Annotated in this window: 11 protein-coding genes and 11 tRNA genes; 20 read left to right on the forward strand and 2 right to left on the reverse strand. The window is 42.6% G+C overall.

Going from position 1 to position 12,364, the window contains the following annotated elements; all coding sequences use genetic code 11:
* Complete coding sequence (gene hemA / locus ACGHEH_RS03735) at positions 1-1,260, reverse strand: glutamyl-tRNA reductase (RefSeq protein WP_390441909.1); 1,260 nt, start codon at positions 1,258-1,260, stop codon at positions 1-3.
* Positions 1,261-1,345: 85 nt separating this feature from the next.
* Here hemA and lolB point away from each other — a divergent pair, with 85 nt between their 5' ends.
* The 17 genes from lolB (at position 1,346) to ACGHEH_RS03820 (ending at position 7,800) form a co-directional block, all read left to right on the forward strand.
* Complete coding sequence (gene lolB / locus ACGHEH_RS03740) at positions 1,346-1,939, forward strand: lipoprotein insertase outer membrane protein LolB (RefSeq protein ID WP_390441911.1); 594 nt, start codon at positions 1,346-1,348, stop codon at positions 1,937-1,939.
* Positions 1,932-2,780, forward strand: a complete 849-nt coding sequence (gene ispE / locus ACGHEH_RS03745; protein ID WP_390441913.1) for a 4-(cytidine 5'-diphospho)-2-C-methyl-D-erythritol kinase — start codon at positions 1,932-1,934, stop codon at positions 2,778-2,780. Before lolB ends, ispE begins: the two co-directional genes overlap by 8 nt.
* Before the next feature lie 83 nt (positions 2,781-2,863).
* Positions 2,864-3,811 carry a ribose-phosphate pyrophosphokinase gene (locus tag ACGHEH_RS03750; RefSeq protein WP_058030808.1) on the forward strand — a complete coding sequence of 316 codons (948 nt, stop codon included), beginning with the start codon at positions 2,864-2,866 and terminating at the stop codon, positions 3,809-3,811.
* A gap of 149 nt (positions 3,812-3,960) precedes the next feature.
* Positions 3,961-4,572, forward strand: coding sequence for a 50S ribosomal protein L25/general stress protein Ctc (locus ACGHEH_RS03755; RefSeq protein WP_390441915.1), 612 nt, complete (start codon positions 3,961-3,963; stop codon positions 4,570-4,572).
* 19 nt (positions 4,573-4,591) lie between these two features.
* Positions 4,592-5,176, forward strand: coding sequence for an aminoacyl-tRNA hydrolase (gene pth / locus ACGHEH_RS03760; protein ID WP_058030810.1), 585 nt, complete (start codon positions 4,592-4,594; stop codon positions 5,174-5,176).
* A gap of 43 nt (positions 5,177-5,219) precedes the next feature.
* Positions 5,220-6,311, forward strand: coding sequence for a redox-regulated ATPase YchF (gene ychF / locus ACGHEH_RS03765; protein ID WP_390441917.1), 1,092 nt, complete (start codon positions 5,220-5,222; stop codon positions 6,309-6,311).
* Between the two features lie 224 nt (positions 6,312-6,535).
* A tRNA-Met gene (locus ACGHEH_RS03770) sits at positions 6,536-6,612 on the forward strand.
* Between the two features lie 47 nt (positions 6,613-6,659).
* Positions 6,660-6,744 (forward strand) — tRNA-Leu (locus ACGHEH_RS03775).
* Positions 6,745-6,783: 39 nt separating this feature from the next.
* Positions 6,784-6,858 (forward strand) — tRNA-Gln (locus ACGHEH_RS03780).
* A 5-nt stretch (positions 6,859-6,863) separates the two neighbouring features.
* Positions 6,864-6,948, forward strand: a tRNA-Leu gene (locus tag ACGHEH_RS03785).
* A gap of 142 nt (positions 6,949-7,090) precedes the next feature.
* Positions 7,091-7,165: transfer RNA gene (locus ACGHEH_RS03790), tRNA-Gln, on the forward strand.
* A 3-nt stretch (positions 7,166-7,168) separates the two neighbouring features.
* Positions 7,169-7,245 (forward strand) — tRNA-Met (locus tag ACGHEH_RS03795).
* Positions 7,246-7,264: 19 nt separating this feature from the next.
* A tRNA-Leu gene (locus tag ACGHEH_RS03800) sits at positions 7,265-7,349 on the forward strand.
* A gap of 43 nt (positions 7,350-7,392) precedes the next feature.
* Positions 7,393-7,467, forward strand: a tRNA-Gln gene (locus ACGHEH_RS03805).
* A 21-nt stretch (positions 7,468-7,488) separates the two neighbouring features.
* A tRNA-Leu gene (locus tag ACGHEH_RS03810) sits at positions 7,489-7,573 on the forward strand.
* A gap of 46 nt (positions 7,574-7,619) precedes the next feature.
* Positions 7,620-7,694 (forward strand) — tRNA-Gln (locus ACGHEH_RS03815).
* A 21-nt stretch (positions 7,695-7,715) separates the two neighbouring features.
* Positions 7,716-7,800: transfer RNA gene (locus tag ACGHEH_RS03820), tRNA-Leu, on the forward strand.
* A 148-nt stretch (positions 7,801-7,948) separates the two neighbouring features.
* Here the strand turns inward: ACGHEH_RS03820 and ACGHEH_RS03825 are convergent.
* The gene (locus ACGHEH_RS03825; protein WP_390441919.1) at positions 7,949-9,112 is read right to left on the reverse strand and encodes an FAD-dependent oxidoreductase; all 1,164 of its coding nucleotides are present in this window, start codon (positions 9,110-9,112) and stop codon (positions 7,949-7,951) included.
* A gap of 234 nt (positions 9,113-9,346) precedes the next feature.
* Here ACGHEH_RS03825 and miaB point away from each other — a divergent pair, with 234 nt between their 5' ends.
* From miaB to ybeY, 3 genes are read left to right on the forward strand one after another with little or no spacing between them, the layout of a single operon-like run.
* Positions 9,347-10,780: a tRNA (N6-isopentenyl adenosine(37)-C2)-methylthiotransferase MiaB gene (miaB, locus tag ACGHEH_RS03830; RefSeq protein WP_138480342.1), complete on the forward strand. Its 1,434-nt coding sequence runs from the start codon at positions 9,347-9,349 to the stop codon at positions 10,778-10,780.
* A 55-nt stretch (positions 10,781-10,835) separates the two neighbouring features.
* Positions 10,836-11,879, forward strand: coding sequence for a PhoH family protein (locus ACGHEH_RS03835; RefSeq protein WP_390441922.1), 1,044 nt, complete (start codon positions 10,836-10,838; stop codon positions 11,877-11,879).
* 5 nt (positions 11,880-11,884) lie between these two features.
* On the forward strand, positions 11,885-12,346 hold the full coding sequence (gene ybeY, locus ACGHEH_RS03840) for an rRNA maturation RNase YbeY (protein ID WP_390441924.1): 462 nt from the start codon (positions 11,885-11,887) through the stop codon (positions 12,344-12,346).
* Positions 12,347-12,364: the final 18 nt, after the last annotated feature.

Here is a 12,364-nt window from a genome sequence, read left to right on the forward strand (position 1 = left end):
TTACTTTTCCTGCTCGATTCCTAATGTTTGTTTAAGCACGGCCAATTTATCGATATCACCCTCTTGCGCCGCGGCCTGTATTGCCCGTGTTGGTGCGTGAGTTAAACGATTTGTGAGCTTGTTAGCCAATTCAAGCAACACTTTTTCGGCTGATTTGCCTGATTGTAGCTGATTTACAGCCTTTTCTACTAATTCTGTTTTTACTTCTTGCGCCGAATCTCGATACTGTCGAATAACATCAATCGACCCTTGTGAACGTTGCCACTTGGCAAATTCATGGGTTTTTTGCAGTATGATTTCTTGCGCTTGCTCTGCCGCCTGCTCACGGCTTGCCATGTTTTCGTTGACGATAGCTTGTAAGTCATCAACTGAGTATAGGTAAGCCGCATCTAGCTCGCCTACCTGACTTTCAATATCTCGCGGCACCGCAATATCAACAAACAACATAGGCTTATAACGGCGTTGTTTGAGCGCTTGCTCAACCATACCTTTACCGATGATAGGTAATGTGCTGGCAGTCGAACTGATAACAATATCAGCGTCATACAATTTTTCTGGCAATTGCGCCAATGAAATCACATCGGCTTCAACTTCTTCAGCTAAGTTTTTAGCACGCTCAATCGTTCTATTCGCAACCGTGATGGCTTTTGGGTGCTGTTGATATAAGTGTCTGGCTACCAACTCGATAGTCTCACCTGCACCGATTAGCAACACTTTAGTTTTATCTAGTTGACCATAGATGTGCTTAGCCAAATTAACTGCTGCATAAGCAACAGATACGGCACTGGCACCAATATCAGTTTCAGTTCTTACTTGCTTGGCGACCGAAAAGGTTTTTTGAAATAAACGCTCAAAAGTGGGTAACACGCAGTCGTGCTGCTTTGCGCTGTTGTAAGACTGTTTGATCTGACCAAGGATCTGTGGCTCGCCTAACACTAAAGAATCCAAACCACAGGCTACGCGCATTAAATGATTTATGGCGTCTTGGTTTTGATGAATATAGACATTATCTTCAAGTTGTTCAGTGTCGATACAGTGAAAATCAGCTAACCATTTGAGAAGCGCTTGGGAATTGCTATGCTCAAGGCTACAATACAACTCAGTTCGGTTACAGGTCGAGACAATCACGGTCTCCTTAAACTGCTCAGAGCTCGCCAATTGCGACAATGCGTTTGATAATTGCTCAGGTGAAAACGCCACTTTTTCGCGTAATTCAACTGATGCTGTTTTGTGATTAATACCAAGTGCGATAATGGTCATAGCTACCAATAAATTGCTCGAGCCCTGCTAGAAAGCCGAGAATTTTATCAAACATCCTGCAAATATGGAAAGGAAGGAACAACATTTGAAACAAATTCATTTGATTTTGCTCATGTTTTTTTTATTTATCAGTGGCTGTGCCCAACGAATAACAGAGCAAGATGCGCCACAGACAGATTGGCGGTCGCAATTAGAGGCACAAAAAAACTGGAAAGCCAGTGGTAAAGTCGCCTTTATTGCGCCTGATGATCGGCAATCTGTTAACTTTAATTGGCAGCTGAAAGAAAGTCGCCAACATCTAATTTTATCTAGCTTTATAGGCACACAATTACTCGAGTTAGTCGAGCATGAAAATCACAGTGAAATGGCCTATCAGGATGAGCAATATATTGATCAAAGTAGCAGTGAATTGATTGCCCGCTTGAGTGGCTTTCAATTACCTTTTGAAAAAGCACCACTTTGGTTAACCGGTGCCATCCTTAGTGACAATAATCAATATGATCCACAATCACGCCTTAAGTCTGCAAAGTGGACAGATGAACAAGGTAAAACATGGCTTATAGACTATCAAAGTTATCAAATGGTTGATGGCTTTTGGGTACCAAAACGAATTTCGCTTACCCAAGATAAACTAAGAATAAAAATTCAACTCAATTCATGGCAGTTTAATAATGAATAACTTGACTCTAACAGCACCAGCTAAACTTAATCTGTTTCTACATATCAATAATCAACGGGAAGACGGCTATCATGAATTAGAGAGCTTGTTTACCTTTTTAGATTTTGGTGACGAATTAGAGTTCAACTTAACGAATGACAACCAAATTAGTATTATTGGTGATACCAATAATATCAAAACCGAAGACAACCTAATCTTTAAAGCGGCTCAAGCCTTGTTGCCATTCAAGCAAACAGAACAAGGCGTATCGATTGGCTTAAAAAAATGTTTGCCCATGGGCGGTGGTGTTGGTGGTGGCTCATCCGATGCAGCAACGACTTTATTAGCGCTAAATTCATTGTGGCAATGTCACTTAGACCTAAACACCTTGGCAGAAATAGGCTTAACACTTGGTGCGGATGTACCTGTCTTCATCAATGGTAAAACCGCCATTGCACAAGGCGTTGGTGAAAAACTCAATGCAGTTGAAATTGAACATAAATGGTATTGTGTGGTGTTCCCCAACGTTCATATTAGTACGGCAAAAGTCTTTACTCACCCTGATTTACCAAGAAATACCCCTAAACTAACCAGTCAGTGGTTTATGGAAAATACCAGCAACGATTGTGAAGCTCTGGTTAAAAAGCTCTACCCCGAGGTTGAAAAGACCCTGCAGTGGTTGCTAAAATACGGCCCGTCAAGAATGACTGGGACGGGAGCGTGTTGTTTTGTCGAGCTAGACTCTGAGCAAAGCGCACGGCGTGTACTCTCTGAATTACCCAATGCTTGGCAAGGGTTTATCGCCCCAAGCCATGCTGTATCACTGGCCCATCGCCAGTTAGCGTCATGGCTTAAAGAGTAGAAGTAAAATTGTTTAAGTTAGCCTGTTTTGACAACGTCATTGCATGTTAGTCCAAAAAATTTCAGTGCCTGAGGAACCCTACCGTGCCTGACATGAAGCTCTTCGCTGGTAACGCAACGCCTGAGTTAGCTCAAAAAATTGCGAAACGTTTATTCATCGAGTTAGGTGATGCTGTTGTTGGTCGTTTTAGTGACGGCGAGATCAGTGTTCAAATCAATGAAAACGTACGTGGATCGGATGTTTTCATTATTCAATCAACCTGTGCCCCTACAAACGACAACTTAATGGAACTAATCGTGATGGTTGACGCTTTGCGTCGTGCATCAGCAGGTCGTATCACAGCTGTTATCCCTTACTTCGGTTATGCGCGTCAAGACCGTCGTGTTCGCTCAGCTCGTGTACCAATCACAGCTAAAGTAGTCGCAGACTTCCTTTCAAGCGTTGGTGTTGACCGCGTATTGACTGTAGACCTGCACGCAGAGCAAATTCAAGGTTTCTTCGATGTGCCTGTAGACAATGTGTTTGGTAGCCCTGTACTACTTGACGACATGAAGTCTCGTGAATTTGACGATGTTGTAGTTGTATCTCCAGACATTGGTGGTGTTGTACGTGCTCGTGCAATTGCAAAATTACTAAATGATACTGACCTGGCTATCATCGACAAACGTCGTCCGAAAGCAAACGTATCTCAAGTTATGCACATCATTGGTGATGTAGAAGGCCGTGACTGTATCATCGTTGACGACATGATCGACACAGGTGGTACATTATGTAAAGCAGCAGAAGCACTTAAAGAGCATGGCGCTAAACGCGTATTTGCTTATGCAACGCACCCTGTACTTTCTGGTGCTGCGGCAGAAAACCTTCGCAACTCTGTTATTGATGAAGTTATCGTAACTGACTCAATCACGTTAAGTGATGAGCTTCGTTCAATCGATAAAATTAAAGTATTGACCCTTGCAGATATGCTGGCTGAAACGATTCGCCGCATCAGCAACGAAGAGTCAATCTCGGCAATGTTTACACATTAAACGACGCCCACTTTAACAAAAAGCACCTTCGGGTGCTTTTTTTGTTTAATTTACCATCCAGCGGTGGTATAGTAGCGCGCCTTTTTAAGGTAGAGGATTTGGTCGCGAGTCCTCTAATCATTAATTTAACTTTTATTTTGGAGACATCCATGTCTAACGAATTATACACTTTAGAAGCAGAAGTACGTGAAGTTTTAGGTACTGGTGCGAGCCGCCGCCTACGTCGTGCTGACAAAGTTCCTGCGATCCTTTACGGTGCTGGTAAAGATGCAGTTTCTCTAACGCTTGACCACAACAAAGTAATCAAAGCGCAAGAAGATGAAGGTTTCTACACTCACATCCTTACACTAAACATCGGTGGTGAGTCTGTTGAAGCGATCCTTAAAGACATCCAACGTCACCCGTTCAAGCCTAAAGTAACTCACTTAGACTTCCAACGTGTTGACGCTGCTCACAAGATCCACACTAAGGTTCCTGTACACTTCATCAACGAAGAAGCTGCTGCGAAAGGTGGTAACACTATCGCTCACCACGTAACTGAAATCGAAATCACTTGTTTACCAGCTCAACTTCCTGAGTTCGTAGAAGTAGACGTAGCTGCAATCGAAGTTGGTGCAACTGTACACCTTTCTGACGTAGCTCTACCTGCAGGTGTTGTTTCAGTAGAACTAGCTAAAGGTGCAGACCACGACCAAGCAGTTGTTACTGTAAACGCTCCTAAAGGCGCTGCTTCTGAAGAAGCTGAAGAAGCTGCAGAATAATTTCTAAGGTGTTAGCACCTTGAATACTATTCAAATGCTTGTGGGCCTGGCTAATCCAGGCCCCGAATATGCTCAAACCCGTCATAATGCCGGTGCGTGGTTCATCGAAGAACTGGCAAAACGCTACAATTGCATCCTCAAACCTGATTCAAAACATCACGGCCTCACTGGTAAAGTGATAATTAACAACCAAGAATTCAAACTGCTTATTCCTACAACTTATATGAACTTAAGTGGTAAAGCAGTATCAAGCCTTGCTAATTTTTATAAAATCCCTGCTGAAAATATTTTAGTTGCCCATGACGAAATGGACATGGAACCGGGGATCGCCAAAATTAAAAAAGGCGGTGGTCACGGTGGTCACAATGGCTTGAAAGACATTATTGCTAAAATGGGCAATAACAAAGAATTTATGCGTTTACGTGTTGGTATTGGTCACCCTGGTCACAGAGATAAAGTAACAGGCTGGGTTTTAGGTAAAGCACCTCAAGCCGACCAAGAAAAAATCGATGCTGTGGTTGATGAAGCTGTTCGCTGTATGGAAATTTTAGCAAAAGACGGTGTATTAAAAGCACAAAACAGACTACATTCATTTAAGCCGTAAAATCGCTTACGGCAACAATTTGATTAACTGAAGGTTCAAAATTATGGGTTTTAAATGTGGCATTGTAGGTTTACCTAACGTTGGTAAATCAACCCTATTTAATGCATTAACTAAAGCGGGAATTGAAGCCGCAAACTTTCCGTTTTGTACAATCGAACCAAACACAGGCGTTGTTGCCGTGCCAGATCCGCGTTTAGACCAACTGGCTGAGATTGTTAATCCTCAAAAAACAATCGCAACAACCATGGAGTTCGTTGATATTGCGGGTCTTGTAAAAGGCGCGTCAAAAGGTGAAGGTTTAGGTAACCAATTCCTTGCTAATATTCGTGAAACAGATGCCATCGGCCATGTTGTTCGCTGTTTCGAAGATGAAAACATTGTTCACGTATCTGGCCAAGTAAATCCAGCTGATGATATTGATGTTATCAACACTGAACTTGTTTTAGCAGACATGGAAGCTGCGGATCGCGCTGCTCAACGTAATGCTAAAAAAGCGAAAGGCGGCGATAAAGAAGCAAAATTCCAGAACGAAGTACTAGAAAAAGTGAAAGCCCATTTAGATGAAGGCTTAACATTGCGTTCTTTAGAGCTTACTAAAGAAGAACTAGCAGCTATTAAGCCGCTTAACTTCTTAACAATTAAGCCAACCATGTATATTGCGAACGTTACTGAAGATGGTTTTGAAAATAATCCATTCTTAGAGCAAGTTCGTGAAATTGCTGCAAACGAAGATGCAGTTGTGATCCCTGTGTGTGCTGCAATTGAATCTGAGCTTTCAGAGCTAGAAGAAGAAGATAAGTTAGAGTTTATGGCTGATCTTGGTCTTGAAGAACCAGGCCTTAACCTCGTGATCCGTGGTGGTTACGAGCTACTTAAATTACAAACTTACTTCACTGCTGGTGTAAAAGAAGTACGTGCATGGACTATCCCAGTGGGCGCAACTGCGCCACAAGCTGCAGGTAAGATCCACACAGACTTCGAACGTGGCTTTATTCGTGCGCAAACAATTGGTTTTGATGATTATATCGAATTCAAAGGCGAAAGCGGTGCGAAAGACGCAGGTAAAATGCGCCAAGAAGGTAAAGAATACATTGTTAAAGATGGCGACGTGATGAACTTCCTGTTCAACGTTTAATCGCTTTAACTGAATGTTTTGAAAAGGAGACTTGATGTCTCCTTTTTTGTTTTCTAAAAGCAGCTCACTTTTTATCTTTTTATGGTTCATATTCAGCCATTTCGCGCAATTAATCCGCAAAAGAACTTTAATGACAACTTTTTTGCAAAAAAGGTGTTGACGAGTTTGGAGCATATCAGCATAATACGCCCCGCACCAGAGATGGTGACACACTAAAAAGAGATGGCTATGTAGCTCAGCTGGTTAGAGCACATCACTCATAATGATGGGGTCCCCTGTTCAAATCAGGGCATAGCCACCATGCTTTTTAGAGTTGATTAGCAACTATAAAACTAACTACCTTGTAGTGCGGAAGTGGCGGAATTGGTAGACGCGCTGGATTTAGGTTCCAGTATCTTCGGATGTGAGAGTTCAAGTCTCTCCTTCCGCACCATGTTCTCGATTAGAACTAAAATAATCAACTACCTTTAGTTGGAGTATCGCCAAGCGGTAAGGCAGCGGGTTTTGATCCCGCCATTCCCAGGTTCAAATCCTGGTACTCCAGCCAACATTGCGGAAGTGGCGGAATTGGTAGACGCGCTGGATTTAGGTTCCAGTATCTTCGGATGTGAGAGTTCAAGTCTCTCCTTCCGCACCATGTTCTCGATTAGAACTAAAACAATCAACTACCTTAGTTGGAGTATCGCCAAGCGGTAAGGGCAGAAGAGAGAGGTTTTGATCCCTCACTCATTTATCCCCCAGATTCAAATCCTGGTTCAAAAAAGATTTGAGGTTTTCGTTGGAGTATCGCCAAGCGGTAAGGCAGCGGGTTTTGATCCCGCCATTCCCAGGTTCAAATCCTGGTACTCCAGCCAAATGGCTATGTAGCTCAGCTGGTTAGAGCACATCACTCATAATGATGGGGTCCCCTGTTCAAATCAGGGCATAGCCACCATTTTCTTTAAAGAAAATATGCGGAAGTGGCGGAATTGGTAGACGCGCTGGATTTAGGTTCCAGTATCTTCGGATGTGAGAGTTCAAGTCTCTCCTTCCGCACCATGTTCTTAAAGTTTGAACTAAAAAAGCTTTTACTACCTTTAGTTGGAGTATCGCCAAGCGGTAAGGCAGCGGGTTTTGATCCCGCCATTCCCAGGTTCAAATCCTGGTACTCCAGCCAATCTCTTATGAGAAAAACATTGCGGAAGTGGCGGAATTGGTAGACGCGCTGGATTTAGGTTCCAGTATCTTCGGATGTGAGAGTTCAAGTCTCTCCTTCCGCACCATGTTCTTTTAAGTTTGAACTAAAATAACTTAGCTTATCCTTGATGTTGGAGTATCGCCAAGCGGTAAGGCAGCGGGTTTTGATCCCGCCATTCCCAGGTTCAAATCCTGGTACTCCAGCCAATCTCTTATGAGAAAAACATTGCGGAAGTGGCGGAATTGGTAGACGCGCTGGATTTAGGTTCCAGTATCTTCGGATGTGAGAGTTCAAGTCTCTCCTTCCGCACCATGTTTTCGAAAATTATCTAATCACCCTACCCTATAAACAAATCATATATAATTTCCCAGTCTAAGTTTTATATCATTTTTCTCGCATACTTTTTTACACGCACAAAAAAAGCGAACCTTAGTCCGCTTCAATCAAAGAAATTGACTGATTAAAAATCACCGCCCATCGCATGCTTTAACACTTGCTTCTTCAGGACACCTGCATTGTCAGCCACTTTTAATGCTAAATTGCGAAGATGCTTTAATGGTTTTATGTCATTCGAGAAACCAAAGTAACACGCATCCATCATGCTCATCATTGCCAAATTATCTAAACGACGTTTTTTCTCATATTTGTGCAAAGCTAAAGGGCAACCGAAATCGTCTGTCGATTCTAATGCTTCGGCTAGCGCAGCGACGTCTTTAAAGCCGAGGTTAACTCCCTGTCCTGCCAATGGGTTAATCGTATGGGCTGCATCTCCCACAAGTACAACTCTACCTTGTGAATAAGTATTGGCATGTTGCCTAGCAAGCGGAAACACCGCCTTTTCTTCAACACTAAAGTCGCCAGGCAACGCAAAGAAGTTTGACTGAATTTCAGCTTTTAATTGTTCATTCGATAGTTGTTTCAATCTAGCAAGCTCAGCACTATCGTGATACCAAATTAAATTGGCATACGGTGCTTGCATAGGCAGAAACGCAATTGGGCCCGTCTGTTTAAATTGCTGCCATGTTTTTGTTTGCTGCGGTGCATCAATTTTGATTAGTACACCCATGCAGCTTTGTTGATATTGCCAGCCTGTAACACCTATTCCAACTAAATATCTTACCTGTGAGCGGCCACCGTCAGCGGCAACAAGTAAATCGGCGGTATAACTTTTGTTTTTATAATACAGTGTAACTGTATCATCAGCTTGTTCTATGCTCACTGGTAAACCATCAACTTGCTCAACTTGTATTTGCCATTGCTCAAATTGCGCCCATAAACTGGCTTGCGTTAAGCTGTTTTCGATAAGGTGGCCAAGGTGACTCGTACCAACTTCTTCACTATCAAATAACAAAGAGTTTAGTGCTGACTCATAGGCTTCAAGTTGGGTATAAGGAGCTATTCTATTTTCTCTGAGTAAAGCCATTGCGCCTAACTCATCAAGTAAAGCTTCTGAAAAGCGGTTAATGGCAGAGATTCGAATATCAATTTTTTCACTCGCAAGCACCGCATTAGGGTCTATACACTGTTGCTCTAAAACTGTTACCGACGCGCCCTGTTTTGCTAACTTAATTGCTGTAGCTGCACCGACCATGCCGCCACCGACTATAACCACCTTGTTTTTCATCTATTTTGCCTCTTAAAAACAATGTAGACATTGTACCGCAAGCCACGCTAATTTGTCTGACTGTAATGCGCAAAATACGTTTCAATTTGATCACGCTTTGCAAAGTTAAAAACTATACTTGGCTAGATGTGCTTGGTCATATAAAATACGCGTCCTTTAAGTTGTGCGTATACTTTTTAGGTCTAAGCAAGTGGCCTAAATCAGAGTCCGAATTGAAAACGAGGCAATATTTCAATGAGTAAAAAATTGCATATTAAAACCTGGGGTTGTCAGATGAACGAGTACGACTCGCAGAAGATGGCTGACCTGTTAGATGCAACCAATGGTTATGAAGTAACCGAAGAAGCTGAACAAGCTGATGTTATCTTACTCAACACCTGTTCAATTCGTGAAAAAGCACAAGAAAAAGTGTTCCATCAACTGGGTCGCTGGAAGTTATTAAAAGATGACAACCCAGATCTAGTTATTGGTGTGGGTGGTTGTGTAGCTTCACAAGAAGGCGACACTATTCGTCAACGCGCACCGTTTGTTGATATCGTATTCGGCCCGCAAACATTGCACCGTTTACCTGAGATGATCAAGCAAGTACAAAGCAAGCAAGGTGCAGTTGTTGATATTTCATTCCCTGAAATTGAAAAGTTTGACCGTCTTCCTGAGCCTAAAGCAGAAGGCCCTACGGCATTCGTTTCTATTATGGAAGGTTGTTCTAAATACTGTACTTTCTGTGTTGTACCTTACACGCGTGGTGAAGAAGTAAGTCGTCCGTTAGATGACGTATTACTAGAAGTTGCACAACTTGCTGAGCAAGGTGTACGTGAAGTTAACCTACTTGGCCAAAACGTAAATGCATTTCGCGGTGAAATGCACGATGGTGAAATCTGCTACTTCTCAGATCTACTACGTTACGTTGCTGCTATTGATGGTATTGACCGTATTCGATACACAACGTCTCACCCAGTTGAATTCACGCCTGACATCATTGAAGCTTATGCTGATGTGCCTGAGCTTGTAGATCACTTACACTTACCGGTACAAAGTGGCTCTGACCGAGTTCTAAACCTTATGAAACGTGGCCATACAGCGTTAGAGTACAAGTCAACTATTCGTAAGCTTCGTAAGATCCGTCCTAACCTGTCAATGTCTTCAGACTTCATCATTGGTTTCCCAGGGGAAACGAACGCTGACTTTGAAGCAACAATGAATCTGATCAATGACATTGGTTTTGATATGAGCTTCAGCTTTATCTATTCAGCGCGCCCAGGCACGCCTGCGGCAGATTTACCTGATGATGTTTCTGAACAAGAGAAGAAAGAGCGTCTATACATTCTTCAAAACCGTATCAACCAGATGTCTCAAGACATCAGTCGTAAGATGTTTGATACTGAGCAGCGTATTTTGGTTGAAGGTCCATCGAAGAAAAACCCAATGGAACTGCGCGGTCGTACCGAAAACAACCGTGTTGTGAACTTTGAAGGTCCTCATTCAGTGATCGGTCAGTTCGTTGATGTACGTATTACCGAAGCTTTACCTAACTCTTTACGTGGTGAGCTAATTCGTACAGAATCAGAAATGAATTTAAGGAAAGATGTTGCACCTGCCGATATTTTAAATCGTGCACCGTCGGAACCCGAAGCCGATGAGTTAGGTGTTGCAACCTTTACACCTTAGTTAAATACAGATTGCGCCAGCATTTTTGCTGGCGCGGTTGTTACAGGAAGCAATTTTGAGCAGTCAACTAAAGAATATTGAGTTTTATTTAGAGCCCGCCGACAACGTTCGCCTTTCATCACTTTGCGGCCCTTTTGACGAGAATTTAAAACAAATAGAACGTCGCCTTGGGGTCGAAATCACACACAGAGACAACTGGTTTAAAGTGACTGGACAACCTGTTCAAGCTAAAGCCGCTACCGATATCATAAAAGGTTTATACATTGATACTCAGCCAGTTCGTGGCGAAGTAAATGAAATTGAACCTGATAACGTACACTTAGCGATCACTGAAGCAAATTGTCTAGAGCAAGATGCACCGAGTGTATGGAATGAAGAAATTTATATTAAAACCCGTCGTGGTGTGATTAAGCCTCGCAATCCGAATCAAAGTCAGTATGTAGCTAATATTCTTCGTCATGATATCAGTTTTGGTATTGGTCCTGCTGGTACTGGTAAAACCTACCTTGCAGTTGCCGCTGCTGTAGATGCACTAGAACGTCAAGAAATTCGTCGCATCTTATTAACTCGCCCTGCGGTTGAAGCGGGTGAAAAACTTGGTTTCTTACCTGGCGATTTAACACAAAAAATCGACCCATACCTGCGTCCACTCTATGACGCATTATTTGAAATGCTTGGCTTTGAAAAAGTTGAACGCTTAATTGAAAAAAATGTCATAGAAGTTGCGCCGCTTGCCTATATGCGTGGTCGAACGCTTAATGATGCCTTTATCATTCTGGATGAAAGCCAAAACACAACCACAGAACAAATGAAAATGTTCTTAACGCGTATCGGCTTTAATTCAAAAGCGGTGATCACAGGTGACATTACGCAAGTTGATTTACCTCGTGGTGCGCGCTCTGGTCTTCGTCATGCCATTGAAGTACTGAGTGATGTCGATGAGATTTCATTTAATTTCTTCAAGTCACATGATGTTGTTCGTCACCCTGTTGTGGCACGTATTGTTGAAGCATACGAGAAGAAAGAAGAATCTGAGCGAAAAGAAAAGGCTGAAAAAGAGCGCCTTCGCAAAGAAGCGAAAGCGAACCAAGCTGAGTAACAGACATGAGCGTTGAATTAGATTTACAAATTGCCTGTGAATTTGAAGATTTACCTTCACATGAACAGTTTGAATTATGGGCTGACAAAGCCCTATCTGCGTATCGTGAACATGCAGAGTTAACGATACGTATCGCTGATGAAGCTGAAAGCAAAGAGCTTAATAGCCAGTATCGTGGCAAAGACAAGCCGACTAACGTGCTATCTTTTCCATTTGATGCGCCACCAGGCATCGAACTCCCTCTTGTTGGCGACTTAATTATTTGCCCACAAGTTGTGAAAGCAGAGTCTATAGAGCAAGAAAAAAGCTTTCATGAGCACTTTGCTCATATGACAATTCATGGCTGCTTGCATTTACTTGGATTTGACCATATAAATGAACAAGACGCCATTGAGATGGAAGGCATCGAAAAAACATTATTAGCCGAATTGGGCATAGACGATCCATATCGTGATGATGCTTACTAAGTTCGACTAAAAGAATTT

The sequence above is a fragment of the Pseudoalteromonas sp. MTN2-4 genome (assembly GCF_042848605.1).
GTDB lineage: Bacteria > Pseudomonadota > Gammaproteobacteria > Enterobacterales > Alteromonadaceae > Pseudoalteromonas.

Bases quoted from the DNA above. Each gene is read 5' to 3' on its own strand.
- ACGHEH_RS03755 (WP_390441915.1), top strand. From the start codon at position 3,961: ATGTCTAACGAATTATACACTTTAGAAGCAGAAGTACGTGAAGTTTTA.
- miaB (WP_138480342.1), top strand. From the start codon at position 9,347: ATGAGTAAAAAATTGCATATTAAAACCTGGGGTTGTCAGATGAACGAG.
- ychF (WP_390441917.1), top strand. From the start codon at position 5,220: ATGGGTTTTAAATGTGGCATTGTAGGTTTACCTAACGTTGGTAAATCA.
- ispE (WP_390441913.1), top strand. From the start codon at position 1,932: ATGAATAACTTGACTCTAACAGCACCAGCTAAACTTAATCTGTTTCTA.
- hemA (WP_390441909.1), bottom strand. From the start codon at position 1,260: ATGACCATTATCGCACTTGGTATTAATCACAAAACAGCATCAGTTGAA.
- ACGHEH_RS03825 (WP_390441919.1), bottom strand. From the start codon at position 9,112: ATGAAAAACAAGGTGGTTATAGTCGGTGGCGGCATGGTCGGTGCAGCT.
- ybeY (WP_390441924.1), top strand. From the start codon at position 11,885: ATGAGCGTTGAATTAGATTTACAAATTGCCTGTGAATTTGAAGATTTA.